Origin of the sequence: Actinomadura rubrisoli (assembly GCF_004349215.1) — a bacterium.
Taxonomy (GTDB): domain Bacteria; phylum Actinomycetota; class Actinomycetes; order Streptosporangiales; family Streptosporangiaceae; genus Spirillospora; species Spirillospora rubrisoli.
In genome coordinates, this window is the sequence record NZ_SMKU01000071.1 from 12,349 (window position 1) to 31,547 (window position 19,199).

General features: G+C 72.7%; 13 protein-coding genes. 10 read left to right on the forward strand and 3 right to left on the reverse strand.

Annotated features, from left to right (window positions below; translation table 11 throughout):
- Positions 1 to 36: 36 nt before the first annotated feature.
- The 3 genes from E1298_RS16130 to E1298_RS16140 form a co-directional block, all read right to left on the reverse strand.
- Positions 37 to 1,128 (reverse strand): CU044_5270 family protein, encoded by a 1,092-nt coding sequence (locus tag E1298_RS16130; RefSeq protein ID WP_131893971.1) that lies wholly within the window; start codon positions 1,126 to 1,128, stop codon positions 37 to 39.
- Positions 1,129 to 1,130: 2 nt separating this feature from the next.
- Positions 1,131 to 1,781 carry an RNA polymerase sigma factor gene (locus tag E1298_RS16135; RefSeq protein ID WP_243725615.1) on the reverse strand — a complete coding sequence of 217 codons (651 nt, stop codon included), beginning with the start codon at positions 1,779 to 1,781 and terminating at the stop codon, positions 1,131 to 1,133.
- A gap of 86 nt (positions 1,782 to 1,867) precedes the next feature.
- On the reverse strand, positions 1,868 to 3,382 hold the full coding sequence (locus E1298_RS16140) for an MFS transporter (RefSeq protein ID WP_207944654.1): 1,515 nt from the start codon (positions 3,380 to 3,382) through the stop codon (positions 1,868 to 1,870).
- Between the two features lie 119 nt (positions 3,383 to 3,501).
- On the opposite strand from E1298_RS16140, the gene E1298_RS16145 reads away from it, so the two are divergent.
- The 10 genes from E1298_RS16145 to E1298_RS16185 all read left to right on the forward strand — a co-directional run bounded on the left by E1298_RS16145 (position 3,502) and on the right by E1298_RS16185 (position 18,892).
- The gene (locus tag E1298_RS16145) at positions 3,502 to 4,224 is read left to right on the forward strand and encodes a TetR/AcrR family transcriptional regulator (RefSeq protein WP_131893975.1); all 723 of its coding nucleotides are present in this window, start codon (positions 3,502 to 3,504) and stop codon (positions 4,222 to 4,224) included.
- A gap of 303 nt (positions 4,225 to 4,527) precedes the next feature.
- Positions 4,528 to 6,387 (forward strand): molecular chaperone DnaK, encoded by a 1,860-nt coding sequence (gene dnaK / locus E1298_RS16150; protein ID WP_131893977.1) that lies wholly within the window; start codon positions 4,528 to 4,530, stop codon positions 6,385 to 6,387.
- Positions 6,384 to 7,031, forward strand: coding sequence for a nucleotide exchange factor GrpE (grpE, locus tag E1298_RS16155; RefSeq protein ID WP_207944655.1), 648 nt, complete (start codon positions 6,384 to 6,386; stop codon positions 7,029 to 7,031). The genes dnaK and grpE overlap by 4 nt, the downstream gene beginning before the upstream one ends.
- Positions 7,032 to 7,130: 99 nt before the next feature.
- Positions 7,131 to 8,297 carry a molecular chaperone DnaJ gene (dnaJ, locus tag E1298_RS16160; RefSeq protein ID WP_131893979.1) on the forward strand — a complete coding sequence of 389 codons (1,167 nt, stop codon included), beginning with the start codon at positions 7,131 to 7,133 and terminating at the stop codon, positions 8,295 to 8,297.
- Positions 8,298 to 8,460: 163 nt separating this feature from the next.
- A complete protein-coding gene (locus E1298_RS16165) occupies positions 8,461 to 8,913 on the forward strand; it encodes a heat shock protein transcriptional repressor HspR (RefSeq protein WP_131893981.1) in 453 nt (150 codons plus the stop codon).
- 45 nt (positions 8,914 to 8,958) lie between these two features.
- Positions 8,959 to 11,556, forward strand: a complete 2,598-nt coding sequence (gene clpB / locus E1298_RS16170) for an ATP-dependent chaperone ClpB (protein ID WP_131893997.1) — start codon at positions 8,959 to 8,961, stop codon at positions 11,554 to 11,556.
- A gap of 72 nt (positions 11,557 to 11,628) precedes the next feature.
- Positions 11,629 to 11,952 carry a CU044_2847 family protein gene (locus E1298_RS48130; RefSeq protein ID WP_165975485.1) on the forward strand — a complete coding sequence of 108 codons (324 nt, stop codon included), beginning with the start codon at positions 11,629 to 11,631 and terminating at the stop codon, positions 11,950 to 11,952.
- The gene (locus E1298_RS16175; protein WP_165975486.1) at positions 11,949 to 17,213 is read left to right on the forward strand and encodes a serine protease; all 5,265 of its coding nucleotides are present in this window, start codon (positions 11,949 to 11,951) and stop codon (positions 17,211 to 17,213) included. The genes E1298_RS48130 and E1298_RS16175 overlap by 4 nt, the downstream gene beginning before the upstream one ends.
- Positions 17,214 to 17,307: 94 nt before the next feature.
- Positions 17,308 to 17,916 carry an RNA polymerase sigma factor gene (locus E1298_RS16180; protein ID WP_131893985.1) on the forward strand — a complete coding sequence of 203 codons (609 nt, stop codon included), beginning with the start codon at positions 17,308 to 17,310 and terminating at the stop codon, positions 17,914 to 17,916.
- Positions 17,909 to 18,892 carry a CU044_5270 family protein gene (locus E1298_RS16185; RefSeq protein ID WP_131893987.1) on the forward strand — a complete coding sequence of 328 codons (984 nt, stop codon included), beginning with the start codon at positions 17,909 to 17,911 and terminating at the stop codon, positions 18,890 to 18,892. The genes E1298_RS16180 and E1298_RS16185 overlap by 8 nt, the downstream gene beginning before the upstream one ends.
- Positions 18,893 to 19,199: the final 307 nt, after the last annotated feature.

Here is a 19,199-nt window from a genome sequence, read left to right on the forward strand (position 1 = left end):
CGAGCCGGACGGGCCGGACGGGCCGGACGTCCGGGCTCAGGGCAGTGCGGGCACCGCGGGCTTGGCGTCGGTCCACCCGACCTGCAAGTAGAGCCTCTTGCGCGACTTGCCCGTCAGCTTCGAGGCGTCACCGGCCGGCTCTGTCCACTCCGACAGGACGTGCGAGCTCTTCGGGTCGATCACCAGGCGGGTCGGGGGGGACGAGCCGCCCAGGAGGAGGCCGATCCCCGCGCGGCCCCGCTCGTCGGCGGTCCTGCCGGTCACCTTGACGGCCGTCCAGGCCGCCAGCAGCCGGTAGGCGGCTCCGCGCACCTTCGGAGGTACGGGCACCTCGGCGAGCAGCTGCACCAGGCACCCCTGGAGGAAGTTGGTCTCCGCGGAAACGGGAACGGGGCCGTCGTCGTTGGTCCGCATCGCCCTCATGACCGCGGTCCGCAACGCGACCGGATCGGTCGGCAGCGACTGCACCTGCCGCAAGGACAGCTCCTTGTCGCAGACCGTGAAGGTCCGCGAATTGGGCACCTTGCCCACGTGGCCGGGACGCGGGGTCCCGTACAGGATCGCGGGACCGTCCTCGTCGCCGGGCTCCGGCGTGCCGGCCGTCCACTTGGTGGGCGATCCGTCCCGCGCCCACTTGACCTTGTCCTCAGCCGTGTGGGGACGGGCGCCCACCTCGCGGTAGCCGAACCAGGAGAGGCCGTCCGGGCGGGCCCAGTGTTCGCTCACCATCAGCTTGTCCATCCAGTACTGGTCGCCCTTCGGTCCGACCTTGCGGGGGATCGCGGTCAGTGTCCGCACGTGCCAGTACCGGCCCGTGGCGGGGGCCGCCTCCGCCTCGGCCTGCCGCGCGGCGGTGAGCAGCACCGTCCGCGCCGACACCGGCTCGGCCCGCACCGGATCGGGCGCCCGAGGCGAGGTGCCGGACGACAGCAGGACCGCGCCCGTGACGGCCGCGGCGGTCGTGGCGGCGCCGAGTCCGGCGAGGAGCGGGAGGCGCGGCCGGGAGAGGCGGCGGGACGGGCGTTGCGGTGCGTGGATCCCCCGCTCCAGGCGCGCGCGCCCGCGCGCCGCCGCCTCCGGCGTCGGCGGCTCGTCCAGCATGGTGGCGATCATCCGCAGCTCGTCCATCGTCAGGGTCCTTCCGTTCCGAGGGAGGCGCGCAGCTTCCTGCGGGCCCGGTTGAGGCGGGAGCCGACCGTCCCGTACGGGATGGCCAGCGCCTGCGCGACCTCCTGGTGGCTGAGCTGGCCGAGCGCCACCAGGAGCACCACGTCGCGGTCCTTGCGGGCGAGCGCGCCGAGCGCTTTGGCGAGCCGAGGCTGCATGCCTTCGGCGGTCACCGAGGTCAGGACGCGGTCCTCGTAGCCGCCTTCGGCGGGCTCGGCGCCGACGGCGGTGAGGGCCCGGTAGCGGCGGGCCTCCGCGCGCCGGTGCTCGGCGACGAGCTTGGTCGCGATGCCGAACAGCCAGGGCCGGACGCTCCCGCGCGCGGCGTCGAACGTCGCGCGGCGGCGGAACGCGGCGAGGAACGTCTCCGCGACGACGTCATCGGCGGCCTGCGGGCCGAGGCGTCCCGCGACGTAGCGGTAGACGCCGTCGAAGTGGCGGTCGTAGACGGCGGTGAAGCGGTCGCCGTCGCGGACGGACGCGGCGAGCACGGCGGCGTCGTCGCCGGCCTCCGGAGCACCGGCCTCCGGAGCACCGGCGGCCGGGTCGCCCGCCCGTGGATCACCGCCGTCCGGTGATCGCCGTCCGGCGGTGATGTCGGGCGGAGCGGTCACTCGGCCGCGCCTTTCGTGGGGTCCGGCATGAAGCACCTCCGGGGGGTTGGTCATCGTCCATACTCCGGCGCGCCCCCGGTTTCCTTTCACGCGTTGCGCGCGGGCTCCCGCTCGGCGCCCGCGTCCGCGGCGGCCGGACGGCGTGTGTCGCGCAGGATCAGGACCGCGAAGACGGCGGCGGCCAGCATCGTCCCGCCCGCGGTGAACGCGCTCACCGACTGCGCGTGGACGAACGCGTCGCGCGCCTCGCGGGCAAGGCCGGGGTCGCCGAGGGCAAGGGCCTCGCCGAGGGAGTGCCGGGCGGCGGCGGGCAGACCGTCCGGGAGCGCCCGCGCGTAGGCGCCGGAGATGATGCTGCCGACGACGGCGACGCCGAGCGCGCTGCCGAGCTCCTGGCCCGCGTCGTTCACCGCCGAGCCGACGCCCGCCTCCTCGCGCGGGACGGCGGCCATCAGCATGCTGTAGGCGGCGGGCGCGCCGAGCCCGGCGCCGAACCCCAGGACGGCGAGCCCGATCCCGATCAGGCCGAAGCCGTCGCCCGGCCCGACCAGGCCGAGGACGCCGAAGCCCGCCGCGGCGATCGTGAAGCCGGCGGCGATGATCCGGCCGCCGCCGGCCCTGGCCTCCAGCGCGGCGCCGAGGCCGTTGCCGATCCCGGCCGCGACGGCCACCGGCAGCATCGCCAGTCCCGCCTTGAGCGGCCCGTAGCCGAGGACGAGCTGGAACATCTGGGTGAGCGCGAACAGCGACCCGGAGAGCGCGAAGCCGACCAGCGCGATGACGAGGGCCGCCCCGGAGAAGGCGCGCCGCCGCAGCAGCGCCAGGTCGAGCATGGGCTCGGGGTTGCGGTGTTGCCACAAGACGAACGCGGCCAGCGCGGCCACGGAGACGGCCAGCCCGCCAAGGGTGCGAGCCCCTGTCCAGCCGTGCTCGGGCCCGGAGATGATCGACCACACCAGCGCGGACATGCCGAGCGTGGACAGCACCGCCCCCAGCACGTCCGGACGGCGGCGCGGCCCGCGCGTCTCCGGGACGAGGACCAGCAGCCCGACGACGGCGACGACCGTGATCGGCACGTTCACCAGGAACACCGAGCCCCACCAGAAGTGCTCCAGCAGGAACCCGCCCAGCGTCGGCCCGGCGGCGATGGCGACCATGGACGTCGCGCCCCAGATCGAGAACGCCTTGGCGCGCTCGTCCGGCCCGAACACCTGCGCCATGATCGACAGCGTTCCCGGCATGAGGAACGCGCCGCCGACGCCCATCAGCGCGCGCATGGCGACGAGCTGGCCGGGGTTCGCGGCGAAGGCCGCCAGCAGCGACCCGGCGCCGAACAGGGCGAAGCCGATCAGCATGGCGCGGCGGCGCCCGTACCGGTCGCCGAGACTCCCGGCGGTGAGCAGCAGCCCGGCGAAGACGAGCGAGTAGGCGTCGATCACCCACTGCACGTCGGACGTGGTGGCGTCCAGGTCCTCCAGCAGGGACGGGATCGCCACGTTGAGGATCGTGTTGTCCACCACGACCACGAAGAGGCTCAGGCAGAGGACGCCGAGGATCTGCCAGCGCCGCGGGTGCGGGGTGACGGGATCGGAGGGGATCACGGTCGGGCTCCACTTCTCGCACAGCGTTCAAGTTGACTCGCACACTGTATGAGTGAACTCGCACACTGTTCAAGTCCCGATACCATGTACGAGGAACGCGAGCCAGGGAGGCCATTGCGATGCCGAAGGGCCCAGAGGGCAAGGCGCCGGTCCCGACGTCCGTCTGGACGCGGCCGGCCCGCTCCCGGCGCGAGCAGCCGACGCTCACCCGCGACCAGATCGTCGACGCCGCGCTGGAGCTCCTCGACGCCGAGGGCCTGAACGGCCTCAGCATGCGGCGGCTCGGCACCCGGCTCAACTCCGGCGCCACCTCGGTCTACTGGCACGTCGCGAACAAGGACGAGCTGCTGGAGCTGGCCCTCGACCGGGTCATGGCCGAGGTGACCGTCCCGGATCCCGCGGACGGCTGGCGGGCCGCGGCCACCGGCTATGCGCGCAGCCTCCGCACGATGATCCACCGGCACCCGTGGACGGTCACGCTCTTCGGCAGCCGCCCGCTGCTCGGCCCCAACGCCGTACGTGTCATGGACGAGGTGCTCGCCGCGTTCGGCGAGGCGGGCTTCACCGGCTTCGACCTGGAGTACGCCTGGTCCCTCGTCGTCGACTACGTCATCGGCGCCGCCGGCAGCGAGGCAAGCTGGGCGACGAACCAGAGCGGCACCACCGCCGCAGAGTGGATCGAGACGCTCGGCCCCTACCTCGCCGAGCTCGACGAGCACCGTCCGCGGCTGTCGTCCCACGTCCGCGAGATCTGGGCGAAGGATACTGACGCCCTCCTGGAGGGCCACTTCGCCTTCGGCCTCGCCTGCGTCCTGGACGGCCTCGAAGCGCGAAGGCCCTGAACCGGCAGGCCCCCCGCCCCGGCGAGGGCGAGGGCCTGCGCGATCCGGATCGAAGGGATCAGAAGATCTCGGCGACGTAGGTGTCGAAGATCTCACCGAACCGTTCGATCGGCTTCGGGAACCGGAATAGCCCGCTCAATCGTCCTGTTACTAAGAACGTCAGCAAAGTTGAGCCTGGTCGACTCAAGTCATTTGACAACGTGAGACCGTGCCGGGCACCCTTGCGGACAGAGACCTGACCGGACGCACACCCTGGGGGGCGCGACCGGGACGCATAACCGCAAACGACGGAGGACGAGAGACATGGCACGTGCGGTCGGCATCGACCTCGGGACGACCAACTCGGTCGTCGCGATTCTGGAGGGCGGCGAGCCCACCGTCATCGCGAACGCGGAGGGGTCGCGGACCACGCCGTCCGTCGTCGCCTTCGCCAAGAACGGCGAGGTCCTGGTCGGCGAGGTGGCCAAGCGCCAGGCGGTGACCAACGTTGACCGGACGATCCGTTCGGTGAAGCGGGAGATGGGCACCGACTGGAACACCACCATCGACGGCAAGGACTTCACCCCGCAGCAGATCAGCGCGTTCGTGCTGCAGAAGCTGAAGCGGGACGCCGAGTCCTACCTGGGTGAGACGGTCACCGACGCGGTCGTCACCGTGCCGGCGTACTTCTCCGACCACCAGCGGCAGGCCACCAAGGAGGCCGGCCAGATCGCGGGCCTGAACGTCCTGCGGATCATCAACGAGCCGACCTCGGCGGCGCTGGCCTACCACCTGGAGAAGGAGAACGAGGCCACCATCCTGGTCTTCGACCTCGGCGGCGGCACCTTCGACGTCTCCCTGCTGGAGGTGGGCGACGGGGTGGTCGAGGTCAAGGCCACCAGCGGCGACAACCACCTGGGCGGCGACGACTGGGACCAGAAGATCGTCGACTGGCTGGTCGAGAAGTTCAAGAACGCCAACGGCGTCGACCTGTCCAAGGACAAGATGGCGCTGCAGCGGCTCCGCGAGGCCGGGGAGAAGGCCAAGATCGAGCTGTCCGGCTCGTCCGAGACGCAGATCAACCTGCCCTACATCACCGCGTCCGCCGAGGGCCCGCTGCACCTGGACGAGAAGCTCACCCGGGCCGAGTTCCAGCGGATGACCTCCGACCTGCTCGACCGCACCAAGGCGCCGTTCAACTCGGTGCTGAAGGACGCGGGCATCACGGTCGGCGAGATCGACCAGGTCGTTATGGTCGGCGGCTCGACCCGCATGCCCGCGGTGTCGGAGCTGGTCAAGGAGCTGACCGGCGGCAAGGAGCCGAACAAGGGCGTCAACCCCGACGAGGTCGTCGCGATCGGCGCCAGCCTCCAGGCAGGCGTGCTCAAGGGCGAGGTCAAGGACGTCCTGCTGCTGGACGTGACGCCGCTGAGCCTGGGCATCGAGACCAAGGGCGGCATCTTCACCAAGATCATCGAGCGGAACACCACGATCCCGACCAAGCGGTCGGAGACGTTCACCACCGCCGACGACAACCAGCCGTCCGTGGAGATCCAGGTCTACCAGGGCGAGCGCGAGATCGCGGCCTACAACAAGAAGCTCGGCACCTTCCAGCTGACCGGCCTGCCGCCGGCGCCGCGCGGCGTCCCGCAGATCGAGGTCACCTTCGACATCGACGCCAACGGCATCGTCAACGTCAGCGCCAAGGACCAGGGCACCGGCCGCGAGCAGTCGATGGTCATCACCGGCGGCAGCGCGCTGCCCAAGGACGACATCGAGAAGATGATGCGCGAGGCCGAGGAGTACGCCGAGGAGGACCGCAAGCGCAAGGAGGAGGCCGAGGTCCGCAACCAGGCCGACACCCTCGCCTACTCGACCGAGAAGTTCCTGCGGGAGAACGACGAGAAGGTCCCCGCCGAGCTCAAGACCGAGGTGGGCGACGCGGTCGCCGAGGTGAAGAAGGCCCTGGAGGGCACCGACGTCGACGCCATCAAGGGCAGCGCCGAGAAGCTCGCGCAGGTCAGCCAGAAGATGGGCGCCGCGATGTACGCGCAGAACCCCGAGGGCGCCCAGGCCGGCGGCACCGACCCCGGCCCGACGGCGGACGCGCAGGGCGGCGATGACGACGAGGTCGTCGACGCGGAGATCGTGGACGAGGACAAGCCGAAGGGTGATGCCTCGTGACGACCTCCCCCAACGAGGGCGAGGAGCGGGAGGGCCCGGTGATCCGCGACAGGCGGCGCATCGACCCGAAGACTGGGCAAGTCCGGGACACCGGTGCGACCGGTGGGTCCGGCGGGCCGGCGGACAAGCCGGCCCCGGAGGCCCCGGCCGGCGGGGGCGCCAACGGCGTGGACGAGGAGGTCGCCTCGCTCAAGAACCAGCTCGCCGAGCGCCTCGCCGACCTCCAGCGCCTGAAGGCGGAGTACGACAACTACCGCAAGCGCGTCGAGCGCGACCGGGTCGCGGTCCGCGAGCAGGCCCTCGGGCAGGTGCTCCAGGAGCTGTTCCCGGTCCTGGACGACATCGGGCGGGCCCGTGACCACGAGGAGCTGACCGGCGGGTTCAAGTCCGTCGGCGAGGCCCTGGAGGCGGTCACCGGCAAGCTCGGCCTGGAACGGTACGGCGCGAAGGGCGAGCCCTTCGACCCGACCGTGCACGAGGCGCTCATGCACGCCTATTCGTCCGAAGTGGCGGAGACGAGCGTCATGGACGTCCTCCAGCCCGGGTACCGCATCGGCGAGCGGGTCCTGCGGCCCGCCCGCGTGGCGGTGGCCGAGCCCGACCCGAACGCCGGCGACGCCGAGACCGGCGACGACGGCGAGTGATCCACACCCGGTGGGTCCGTCCCGGCAGCAGGGCCGGGACGGACCCGCACGGGCCATGAACGACCCGAAGCAAGTGGCGATAGCAGAGAGCGGGGCGCCGTGAGCACCAAGGACTACCTGGAGAAGGACTACTACAAGGTCCTCGGTGTCTCGAAGACGGCCACGCAGGAGGAGATCAAGAAGTCGTACCGGAAGCTGGCCCGCAAGTACCATCCGGACGCCAACAAGGGGGACGCCGAGGCCGAGGACCGCTTCAAGGAGGTCTCCGAGGCGTACGACGTCCTGTCGGACGACAAGCGCCGCAAGGAGTACGACGCGGTGCGGTCCATGCCGGGCGGCTTCCGCGGCCAGCAGGGCGGCGGCTTCCCCTTCGACCTGGGGGACCTCTTCGGGCAGCAGGGCGGCGGCACGCAGGGCGGCGGCGCCGGCGACCGCATCGGCGACCTGTTCGGCGGGCTGTTCAACCGGGGCGGGGGCACCCGCACCACCGGGACGCGCCGGGCCAGGCGCGGCGCGGACGTCGAGACCGAGGTGACGCTGTCGTTCGGCCGCGCGATGAACGGCGTGACCGTCCCGATCAAGCTGACCAGCGAGGCGGCGTGCCCGGGCTGCCGGGGCACCGGCGCGAAGGCCGGCACCGTCCCGCGGGTGTGCCCGAACTGCGAGGGCACCGGGCACGAGACCCGCAACCTCGGCAGCTTCGGTTTCCAGGAACCGTGCAAGGAGTGCCACGGCCGGGGCCTCGTCGTGGACGACCCGTGCCCGACGTGCCACGGCAGCGGCCGCGCGACCGGGACCCGGACGATCCAGGCCCGCATCCCGGCGGGCGTCGCGGACGGGCAGAAGATCAGGCTCAAGGGCAAGGGCGCGCCGGGCGAGAACGGCGGCCCGCACGGCGACCTGTACGTGTTCATCAAGGTCCAGCCGCACCGGGTGTTCGGCCGATCCGGCGACAACCTGACGCTGACCGTCCCGGTGACGTTCCCGGAGGCCGCGCTCGGCGCCGAGATCAGGGTGCCCACCTTCCAGGGCCAGCCGGTGACGCTGCGCCTGCCGGAGGGCACACCGAACGGCCGCACCTTCCGCGTGAAGGGCCGCGGCGCCACCCGCCGCGACGGCACCAAGGGCGACCTGCTGGTCACCGTGGACGTCCAGGTGCCGCAGAAGCTCGACGACCAGACCCGCGAGGCCCTGACACGCCTGCGCGACACCGGCGCCGGCGACGACCTCCGCGGCGACCTCCTCGCCCAGGCCAAGCAGGAGTGACTCGTGATCAGTGCGATCGGGCGCGCGGCGGCTGGACTGAGGAGCGCGCGGAGCGACGAAGGAGTGAGCACGCGACGAGGCCGAGGAGGTCGGCGGGGTTGGTTGGTCGGGGCGAACACGCCGTCGCATAAAGCGACCGTCGCCGCCGAGCGGAGGCGAGGCCATGAACGCTGATCCCTTTGGTGACGACACTCCGGTCTATGTGATCTCGGTGGCGGCGCAGCTGTCCGGCCTGCATCCGCAGACGCTGCGCACCTACGACCGGATGGGGCTCGTCTCCCCCGGGCGGACGGCGGGCCGCGGCCGCCGCTACTCGATGCGCGACATCGTGATGCTCCGCGAGATCCAGCGGCTCTCGCAGGAGGAGGGCATCAACCTGTCGGGCATCAAGCACATCCTGGAGCTGCAACGCGACAACGTGCGGCTCCGCGAGGAGCTCGCCAAGGCGCACCGCGCCCTGGAGGAGCTCGCCAACGAACTCGAATCGACCCGGTCCGTCGCGGCGCGCCTCGCGCAGCAGCGGCGGCACGGGGACCCGGGCGGCACTCCCGGCTCCGACCTGGTGCCGATCAGGCACACCAGCGTCGTGGTGTGGCACGAGCGCAACCGGGACTGACGACGGGGCCGGGGGAGGACCCCCGTGGGCTCAGGGGAGCGGATGATGGACTTCAAGCTGACGCAGAAGAGCCAGGAGGCGGTGTCGGCCGCCGTCCGCAGGGCGGCGGCCGAGGGGCACCCCGAGGTCGAGCCGGAGCACCTGCTGGCGGCGCTGATCGGGCTGCCGGAGGGGACGGCGGTGCCGCTGCTGGAGGCGGTCGGGGCCGACTGGCAGGCCGTGCGGCGGCGCGCCGAGGAGCAGCTGGCGGCCAAGCCGAAGGCGGCGGGCTCGACGGTCGCGACGCCGCGGCTGTCCGGGCAGCTCCAGCGGGCGATCAGCACGGCGGGCAACCGGGCCCGGCAGCTGGAGGACGAGTACGTCTCGACCGAGCATCTGCTGGTCGGGCTGGCGGCCGACGGCGGGCCCGCGGCGGGCCTGCTGAAGGAGTTCGGCGCGACGCCGGACGCGCTGCTGGAGGCGTTCGAGAAGGTGCGCGGGCACGCCCGGGTCACCAGCGAGAACCCCGAGGGCACCTACCAGTCGCTGGAGAAGTACGGCGTCGACCTGACGGCGGCGGCCCGGGACGGGCGGCTCGACCCGGTGATCGGGCGAGACGCGGAGATCCGGCGAGTGGTGCAGGTGCTGTCGCGCCGGACGAAGAACAACCCGGTGCTGATCGGCGAGCCGGGCGTCGGGAAGACGGCCGTGGTGGAGGGGCTGGCGCAGCGCATCGTCGCGGGCGACGTGCCGGAGTCGCTGCGCGGCAAGCGGCTGGTCTCGCTGGACCTGAGCGCGATGGTCGCGGGCGCGAAGTTCCGCGGCGAGTTCGAGGAGCGGCTCAAGGCCGTCCTGAACGAGATCAAGAAGAGCGACGGGCAGGTCGTCACGTTCATCGACGAGCTGCACACGATGGTCGGCGCGGGCGCGGCCGAGGGCGCGATGGACGCCGGCAACATGCTGAAGCCGATGCTGGCGCGCGGCGAGCTGCGGATGATCGGCGCGACGACGCTGGACGAGTACCGCGAGCGGATCGAGAAGGATGCGGCGCTGGAGCGCCGGTTCCAGCAGGTCTTCGTCGGGGAGCCCACGGTCGAGGACACGATCGCCATCCTGCGCGGGCTCAAGGGCCGCTACGAGGCGCACCACAAGGTGCAGATCAACGACTCGGCGCTGGTGTCGGCGGCGACGCTGTCGGACCGCTACATCACCTCGCGGTTCCTGCCGGACAAGGCGATCGACCTGGTGGACGAGGCCGCGTCCCGGCTGCGGATGGAGATCGACTCCCGGCCCGTCGCGATCGACGAGCTGCAGCGCGCCGTGGACCGGCTGAAGATGGAGGAGCTGAACCTCGCGACGGAGACCGACGAGCCGTCCCGGCAGCGGCTCGAACGGCTGCGGGGCGACCTGGCCGACAAGCAGGAGCAGCTGAACGGCCTGGTCGGGCGCTGGGAGCAGGAGAAGGCCGGCCTGAACCGCGTCGGGGAGATCAAGGAGCGGATCGACCAGCTGCGCGGCGAGGCCGAGCGGGCCCAGCGCGACGGCGACCTGGAGACCTCGGCCCGGCTGACCTACGGCGAGATCCCCCAGCTGGAGAAGCAGCTGGAGGAGGCGTCGGAGGCGGCCGAGAACCGCGACGCGATGGTCAAGGAGGAGGTCGGCCCGGACGACGTCGCCGACGTGGTCGCGTCCTGGACGGGGATCCCGGCGGGCCGCCTCCTCGAAGGCGAGACCGCCAAGCTGCTGCGCATGGAGGACGAGCTGGGCAAGCGCCTGATCGGCCAGCGGTCGGCGGTGCGGACGGTGTCGGACGCGGTCCGGCGGGCCCGCGCGGGCATCTCCGACCCGGACCGTCCGACCGGCTCGTTCGTGTTCCTCGGCCCGACGGGCGTCGGCAAGACCGAGCTGGCGAAGGCGCTCGCGGAGTTCCTGTTCGACGACGAGCGGGCGATGGCCCGCATCGACATGAGCGAGTACTCCGAGAAGCACTCGGTGGCGCGGCTGGTGGGCGCCCCTCCCGGTTACGTCGGGTACGAGGAGGGCGGCCAGCTCACCGAGGCCGTCCGGCGCCGTCCGTACTCGGTGGTGCTGCTGGACGAGGTGGAGAAGGCCCACCCCGAGGTGTTCGACATCCTGCTCCAGGTGCTGGACGACGGGCGCCTGACTGACGGGCAGGGCCGGACGGTCGACTTCCGCAACACGATCCTGATCCTCACCTCCAACATCGGGTCGCAGTTCCTCGTCGACCCGACGCTGGAGAACGGCGCGAAGCGGGAGGCGGTCTGGAACGCGGTGCGCGCCTCGTTCAAGCCGGAGTTCCTCAACCGGCTCGACGACGTCATCCTGTTCGACGCGCTGGCGACCGACGACCTCACCCGCATCGTGGACCTCCAGGTCGACAAGCTCGCCGGGCGGCTCGCCGACCGGCAGCTCACGCTGCGGGTCACCGACGCGGCCCGCGAGTGGCTGGCGCTGACCGGCTACGACCCGCTGTACGGGGCGCGCCCGCTGCGCCGCCTGGTGCAGACGGCGATCGGCGACCAGCTGGCCCGCGAGCTGCTGTCCGGCGAGGTCGTCGACGGCGACGAGGTGGTGGTCGAGCTGGACGAGGCCGCCGACCGCCTCACCGTGGAGCCGTCCCGCGGCCTGACGCTCACGAAATAGGCCCTCCGGGGTGGCCTGCTCCGGTCGCCCGTTTCCCCTTCGCCGACCCTGGCGAAGGGGAAGAATCCCCGCATGGACGACGGACTGGTGGAGATCACCCTCCCCAACGGACAGATGATGATGGCCTCGGTCACCCGGAGGGACCCGGGCGGCGGCCCCCAGGACGTCGGGTTCGGGCGCCCGAAGTCCTTCGACGCCGTCACCGAGACGCTCCAGGGCATCGGGATCGCGATCATCGGGGCTTTGGACAACGTGAAGCCGTCCAGGGCCTCGGTCGAGTTCGGCCTGGAGCTGGCGGTCAAGGGCGGCAAGCTGGTCAGCGTGTTCGTCGACGCCGACACCAAGGCGTCGCTCAAGGTCGTCCTGGAGTGGGAGCGAGGGCGCGGCGAGGAGTGACGACGCGGGTCCAGGCGCTGCTGCGCGGATGCCTCGTCCGGCTCGCCGCCCCGGGCACGGCGGGCGGGACGGGCTTCCTCGTGGCGCCCGGCACGGTCCTGACGTGCGCGCACGTCATCGCGGGCGCCGAAGGCCCGGTCACCGCGACCCTGGCCGGGCGGGACATGCCGGCCCGCGTCACCGCCCTGCATCCGGCCGAGCCGGGAAGCCCCTACCCCTATCCGGACATGGCGCTGCTGGAGATCGAGGAGACCGATCACCCCTGCGTCCGGCTCGACACGGGCGAGCCCCGCTGGGACGACCGGATCTACGGCGCGGGCTTCACCGACACCTGGCCGGGCGACGAGCCGACCGTCGAATCCGAGCTGTTCACCTTCGTCGGCGTCCATGACGCCGACGGCCCGTACCTGAAGCTGGCGGCCGGGCAGGCGGTGCCGGGGATGAGCGGCGGGCCGCTGGTCAACCTCCGCACCATGGCCGTCTGCGGGATCCTGAAGACGACGCGGCACGCGCTGGCGCCGTACGGCGGGTGGGGCGTTCCGCTGGGGCCGCTGCGCGAGTTGCACCCGGAGGTGGTCGCGTCCGGCGACGCGTTCCACCGGGCGGACGCGCGCTGGCGGGAGGCCGCCGACCCCATCGACCCGCTCCTGTCCGGGCTGTCCGCGGTCGGCGCGGACTACGCGTCCCGGATCGAGAACTTCCTGGTGGAGTATCTCGGGCGGCCCGGACATCCGACCCCGTTCGGCGGACGGGACGCGCAGCTCGCCGAGCTCACCGCGTGGCTGCGCGCACCGGACGCGACGCCGTACGCGCTGGTGGCGGCGGAGGCGGGCCGCGGCAAGTCGGCGCTGCTGGTGCGGTGGTCGCAGGAGGTGCTGCGGCAGCAGCTCGCCACGGTCATCGTCATCCCGGTGAGCATCCGCTTCAACACCGGGCACGCCGCCGTGGTCTTCTCGGCGCTGGCCACCCGGCTGGCGCAGGTCCACGGGGAGTCGCTGTCCTCGGCCGAGCTGTCGGCCGAGCAGTGGAAGGAGGTCTGCGCGGGCTACCTGCGGCGTCCCCCGCCGGGCGACCGTCCGCTGCTCGTGGTGGTCGACGGGCTCGACGAGGCGACCGACTGGCAGGCCGGCCCCGACCTGTTCCCCGCTGTGCCGGCGCGCGGGGTGCGCGTGCTGGCCTCCGCCCGGTACCTGGCCGGCGACGTCGACGCGCGGGGCTGGCTGGACCGGCTGAACTGGCCCCCGCCGCTCGCGATCGGCATGGCGCTGCCGCCGATGGACCGCGAAGGCGTCGCGCAGGTCCTGACCGAGATGGGCGACCCGCTCGCGCACCTGGCGTGCAAGGTCGACGTGGTCAGCGAGCTGTTCCGGCTGAGCGAGGGCGACCCGCTGCTCATCCGGCTGTACGTCGAGGCCCTGCTGCCCTACGGCGAGCGGGCCGCCGCCATCAGGCCAGACGAGCTGCCGGCCATCGACCGCGGCCTCGGCGGCTACTTCCAGCGCTGGTGGCTGGAGCAGGAACGGCTGTGGGACGAGCAGGGCCGCAATTCGAGCCGGGAGCGGCGGGATCTGCAGGACGTCCTCAACGCGCTGTCCAGCTCCCTGGGCCCGCTCAGCCTCGACGATCTGGCCGAGCTGCTGCCCGAGCCGATGCCGGGGCTGGTGCTCGGCTCCCTGACCCGCGACGTCGGACGGTTCGTCATCGGCGACGGGCGCACGACCGGCTTCGTGTTCTCCCATCCCCGCCTCGGCATGTTCTTCCGCGACGCGATGGGCACCCGCGAACGCCGCACCTGGGACGAGCGCTTCCTGGAGTACGGGCGGCGGGCCCTGGAAAGCGTGAAGAGCGGCGTCACCGACGTCTCGCCCTATCCCGTCCGCTTCCTCGGAGCGCACCTGGAGCGCGCAGGCGCGGCCGACGAAGAGCTCTACGCGCTCCTCGACCAGGCGTGGCTGCGGGCCTGGGAGGCGCTGGAGGGCGGCGACAGCGGCTTCCTCAACGACAGCGAACGGGCGTGGCGGCGCGCGGACACCCGGTCGGACGCGCGCTCCTTCGAGGTACGCGTCCAGTGCGCGCTGATCAGGTCCAGCGTGGCCGCCCGCAGCGACAACATCCCGCCCCGGCTGCTGGTCGAGGCCGTCTCCGAGGGCGTCATCACGCGGGCCCAGGCGGTGGCGCTGTGCCGCCGGATCTCCGACGAGAACCGCCGGGCGGACGCGGTGATCCGGCTGGCGCCGGTGCTGCCCGCCGAATGGGGCGAGGAGTGCGTCGTGATCGCCGGGTCGCTGCCGCGCGAGTCGAGCACCGCGCACGTCCTGGCGAAGATCGCGGCCCATCTCGACGAGCGGGCCGTCCGGCGGGCGCTCGCCATCGCCCGGGGCTCGGCGGCGGCGGGACGGTTCCTGGCGGTCGCGGCGCTGGCCGCGCGGCTGCCCGGCGAGGAGCGGGCCGCGCTGGTCGCGGAGGTGATGGCGGAGCTGCCCGCCATGCTGGCGGCGCTGCGCAACGACGCCGCGCGCGGCCGCTCGCTCGCCGCCCTCGCCGCCCACCTCCCGGGCGGGCGCCTCGGGGAGGCCGCCGCGCTCGCCGAGGGCCTCGCGGACCGCCGGGCCGCCGTCCGCGCCCTCTGCGCGATTGCGCGCCACCTGCCGTCCGCCGAAAGGCAGGAGGCGACCCGCCGGGCCGTCGAGATCGCCGAGGCCGCGGACTTGGAGATCACGAACGCATGGGGGCCGGTGCAGACCGAGCTGGCGCTGGCCGACCTGCTGCCGGAACGGCGCGTCCCCGCGCTGAAAAAGCTGGCCGACCTCAGGAGAACCCTCGGCCACACCATCGAGCGGCAGATGATCGCCGCGCGCCCGTGGCTCGGGACGGTCGACGCCGGCGACTGGCCCACCGCGATCCTGACGTCCCTGCCCTATCTTCCTGAGCATCTGATGGAGGAGCTCGCCCCTTCCCTTCCTGCCGCGCTTCGCGCCTGGCTGCAGGACCCTGGTACCGGCCGGCACCTGCCGAACGGCGGCTCCTGGCCGTCCCCGCTTGGGACGGCCTACGACCTGCCAGAAGACGTCATTCCGGATGCCATCGCGGCACTTTCGCCCGTCCGGCCGGAGAACCGCGCGTGGGCTCTGGCCGCCGACGGCCCGCATGCCCCACCGGAGATGGTGGCCGCGGTCCTGAGCGAGGCACGGGAGTCCGGCCCTGCTCACAGGGCTCCCATGCTCACGGCGCTCGCGTTGTGCCATACGGGCGAGGACCGCCGCCGGCTGCTGTCCGAGGCCCTCACCACGGCGCAGCAGATCGACGATCTCCAGGAACGGATCGCCGCCCTTCCGCTCGTCATGGACGAGCTCGATGAGGAGACGGTGGGCGTCGTCCAGAAGATGGTCTTCGACGCGAACCTGAACGACCGGTTCACGCGCTCCCTGCTCGCCAGGCCGGTCGCGCCCGCCGCCGTGGACTCCGCACTGGCGTTGGCACACGCCGCGAACCCGCTTGATCGCGCGAGGACCCTGATCGCCCTGACGGACAAGGCCCCGGCGGACCGGCGCGCCGAATGCCGCGAGCACGCCACCGCGGCGTTGAGGGACCTGCCTCCTCCTCAACGCTTGGAGGCGCTCGAAAGGTCGGTCCTCGACACTCCCGGCCTCGGTGACGAGCTCGCCGAGACCCTGTACTCGCCGGAGGCGCTGGCGACAGAGGGAATCAGCTATCTGATCATGATCCTGGGGCGGGTCACCGGCAAGCCCGCGGTACTCGATCACGCCGTCGAACGGCTCGCCCGCCTGCTGTTCAAAGAGCCCGAGGACCCCGGGTCCACGATTCGCGGCCATCTGTCGTACTGGCTGCCGAGGCTGCCCCGCGACCTCCCTGAACGCGCTCTGAACGCCCTCTGGCGCGCCGCGGTCGCCACCGCCCCGCGGTCGCGGGCCATGGCGATGGCCCTGACCGCGCCCCGCCTCCCCGCCGAACAGGTCGAAGACGCCGTCACGGCGGCCTTGGAGATGGCCAGGGCGACCTGGGACGACGACGCCGCCGAAATGCTCGCCGACGGGCTGACGGCCGTCTACGCGAACCTGCCGGACGAGGCGCGGCTGCGCACGCTCCACATCGCGCTCGGTCCGGAGCGCAATCCCTTCCGTCTCCGGCCGCTCGCGCCGCACGTCGCGCCCGAGCACCGGCGGCACATCATCGAGCTGGCCATGGAGCTGGGCACCGTCGAGCAGGCCGAGCTCTACCTGATCCTCGTCCGGACGTATCCGGTGGAGCTCACGCGCCCCGTCCTGGACGCCATCCTGAGAGCGGGACCGTCCGCGCTTCCCCCGCTCCTGCTCGCGGAACTCTCCCGGCACGTGGACGCCGCGACCGCCGCGACGTTGCAAGACCGGATCGTGGAGTCCATCCGGCACCGGGACGTGTCCACGGTCCGCAGGCTCCTGCGCCGCCTCCCCGAGGACCGTAGGGTTGAGGCGGCGGAGCGGGCCTTCGGATCACGGCGCTCACCCCAGGACCTCGCCCAGATGATCAAGTACCTGCCGGAGGAGGTGGTGCCGTCCCTGACCGAGCGGATCGGGCACATCAAGCCACCGGCGGACCGGCTGGCCCCGCTCGGCGCCCTCGTCTCGCGCCTCGGCCCGCGGACGCCCGACCCGGTGTGGCGGACGACGCTCGACGCGGTCGAGGACTTCGCCCGTCCCGGGAAATGGGGATCGAACGAGATCCTCGGCTTCCTGCGCCGCAAGCTGCCGCCCATGGACGATCGCTGGGCCCGCGCGTTCACCGAGGCGATCAGGCAGTGCCCGGACCCGGGGACCTGCGCCGCGGCGCTGGCCGCGCTCGCCGGGCACGTCTCGCCGGAGGCGCGGGCCGCCCTCCTGGACGCCATGTTCGAGCTGGTCGACGCGGCCCCGCACGCCCGGCACACGGCACGGATCCTGACCGAGACGGCATCCGTCGCCGCCGGGAACGCGCGCGCGACGTGGCGGACGCTGGACGCCATCAGCCGGATCCAGTCGGACACGGGACGGCGGCAGGCGCTGGAGGCGCTGTTCCCGGCGATCAGGAAGGCCGCCGAGTCCGCCCACAGCCCGCCGCCCGAGTGGGACCGCGCCCTGCATCTGCTGTCGCGTCGCCCCCGTCCGATCGCCGGCACGGACCTCGCCATTCTGGTGTCGGGCGGTGCGCCGCTCGCGCCGCGGCCGGCCGACCTGGCGGCGGCCTACGTCCACGCCCTGCGAACGGCCGGAGAATGGTGGCCGTGACCCCCGGCGGCCGACCCGGTTGACACCGGCGGGGACCCGAATCCCCGCGAACGGGCAATAACAGGTGTCATGACCGAGACCGAGAGGCCCGCCCATGCCCGAGACCAGCCGGACCGTGCCGGAGCGGCGACCGCCGGAGTCCCCCGCGGACCTCGACGACGCCACCGTCATCGAACGGTCCCGGCGAGAGCCCGAACGGTTCGCGACGCTCTTCCGCCGCCACGCCCCGGCGATCATGCGGTACGTCGTCCGGCGGCTGGGGCCCGGCCCGGCGGACGACATCGTGGCCGAGACCTTCCTGATCGCCTTCCGCGGCCGCGGCTCCTACGACCTGGACCGCCGGGACGCGGGACCATGGCTGTACGGGATCGCGACCAACCTCGTCCGGCGGCACCGGCGCGACGAGGTCAGGCAGCTACGGGCGCTGGCGCGGACCGGGGCGGACCCGGTCACCGAGTCGTTCGCCGACGCGGCCGACGCCCGGCTCGTCGCGGACTCGGCCCGCCGCCCGCTGGCGGCGGCGATCGCCGGTCTGCCCGCCGCGCAACGCGACGTGCTGCTGCTCGTCACATGGGAGGGCCTCACCTACGACGAGGCGGCGCGCGCGCTCGGCGTCCCGGAGGGAACGGTGCGCTCACGCATGAACAGGGCTCGGAACAAGGTGCGCAAGGCGCTCGGTGGAATGGAGACGACCGATGAATGAGCTGCAGCAGGTGGAGCGCCTCCGCGCCGAGGTCCCCGACGATCTGGATCTGACCGCCGCCCGGGCCCGCTTCCGGGACGGCATGGAGAAGCGCCCGCCCCGGCGCCTCGTCCGACCCTTGCTGATGAGCGCGGCCACGGCCGCCGCGGCGGCGGGAGCCCTCGCCGTCGCCCTGCTCGTCGCCCCGGACAGCGGCCCGAAGACGGCCCCGGTCGCGAACGTGTCGCTGCTCCTCAACCGCGCCGCCGACGCGGCCTTGAAGGACCCCCTGCCCACGCCCCGCCCGGATCAGTACATCTACATCGAACTCCAGGAAACGCAGCCGGCCGACGCGACGGGCAGCGAGGGCTGGCTGGGACGGCAGCACACCCAGCTCTGGCAGTCGGTCAACGGCGCGCGCCCGAACTACGCCCGCCACCTGCAGCTGAGTCCCCTGCCCATTCCCGGCCGCCCGCTCCCCCCTGCCGCGAAACGCCAGCCGAGCATTGCGCCGGAGGAGCTCCTGGCCGAGCCCTGCGGAATCCGCCCGCCCCTGGACCGTCCGTACCTGGACGCCCTCCCTGCCGACCCCGGAGCCCTCCTCCGCCTGATGGACGGCGCGGGCGGCGACGGCGACCGCGGCGACCGCCTGTGGGAGAGCGCGTCGAACCTGCTCGTCTCCTCGGCCGCGCCGCCGCCCGTCCAGGCCGCCCTGTACCGCGCCATCGCCCGCATCCCCGGCGTCCGGCTGGTGGACCGCTCCGAGGACGCCGCCGGACGCGAGGGCATCGCCGTCGCCCGCGTGAACGGCGCCATCCGCACCGAGCTGATCTTCGATCGGACGTCCTACGCGTTCCTCGGCGAGCGCGGCGTCGTCGTCAGTACCGGCGACGACGGGCCCGCCGGCGCCCTGGTCTCCTCCAGCGCCGTCCTCCGCGTCTCGGTGGCCGACGCCCCGCCCAAGCCGGGCCCCAACGCGGCGCACGGCGACTGCTGATCAGCGGAAACGGCGAAAGAAGGCCCGGACGTCCGCTTACGCGGGGAAAGGAAAGTGGCCCGCAGGAATTGTCGTCCGCCGTTTTCCGGTTCAGCCGATACAGGTTCTTCGTTCCCGCCGCTCAGACGTCTGCGGGGCGGCGGGGACGGACCGTGCTCGGGGTCGGTGCCGGGTCGTCCTGTGGCGTTTGCCGTGGCGGCCGCTGCCGGGTTTCTCAGTGTGTATGGGTTCCCACTGCGCAAGTTGGGTCCGGCCGTGCGGACGGGAGGCGGCCGTGCGAGGGGGACGGGGCGCAATGGGGCTGGTG

Bases quoted from the DNA above. Each gene is read 5' to 3' on its own strand.
- E1298_RS16130 (WP_131893971.1), bottom strand. From the start codon at position 1,128: ATGGACGAGCTGCGGATGATCGCCACCATGCTGGACGAGCCGCCGACG.
- E1298_RS16145 (WP_131893975.1), top strand. From the start codon at position 3,502: ATGCCGAAGGGCCCAGAGGGCAAGGCGCCGGTCCCGACGTCCGTCTGG.
- dnaK (WP_131893977.1), top strand. From the start codon at position 4,528: ATGGCACGTGCGGTCGGCATCGACCTCGGGACGACCAACTCGGTCGTC.
- E1298_RS16165 (WP_131893981.1), top strand. From the start codon at position 8,461: ATGAACGCTGATCCCTTTGGTGACGACACTCCGGTCTATGTGATCTCG.
- clpB (WP_131893997.1), top strand. From the start codon at position 8,959: ATGGACTTCAAGCTGACGCAGAAGAGCCAGGAGGCGGTGTCGGCCGCC.
- E1298_RS48130 (WP_165975485.1), top strand. From the start codon at position 11,629: ATGGACGACGGACTGGTGGAGATCACCCTCCCCAACGGACAGATGATG.
- E1298_RS16180 (WP_131893985.1), top strand. From the start codon at position 17,308: ATGCCCGAGACCAGCCGGACCGTGCCGGAGCGGCGACCGCCGGAGTCC.
- E1298_RS16185 (WP_131893987.1), top strand. From the start codon at position 17,909: ATGAATGAGCTGCAGCAGGTGGAGCGCCTCCGCGCCGAGGTCCCCGAC.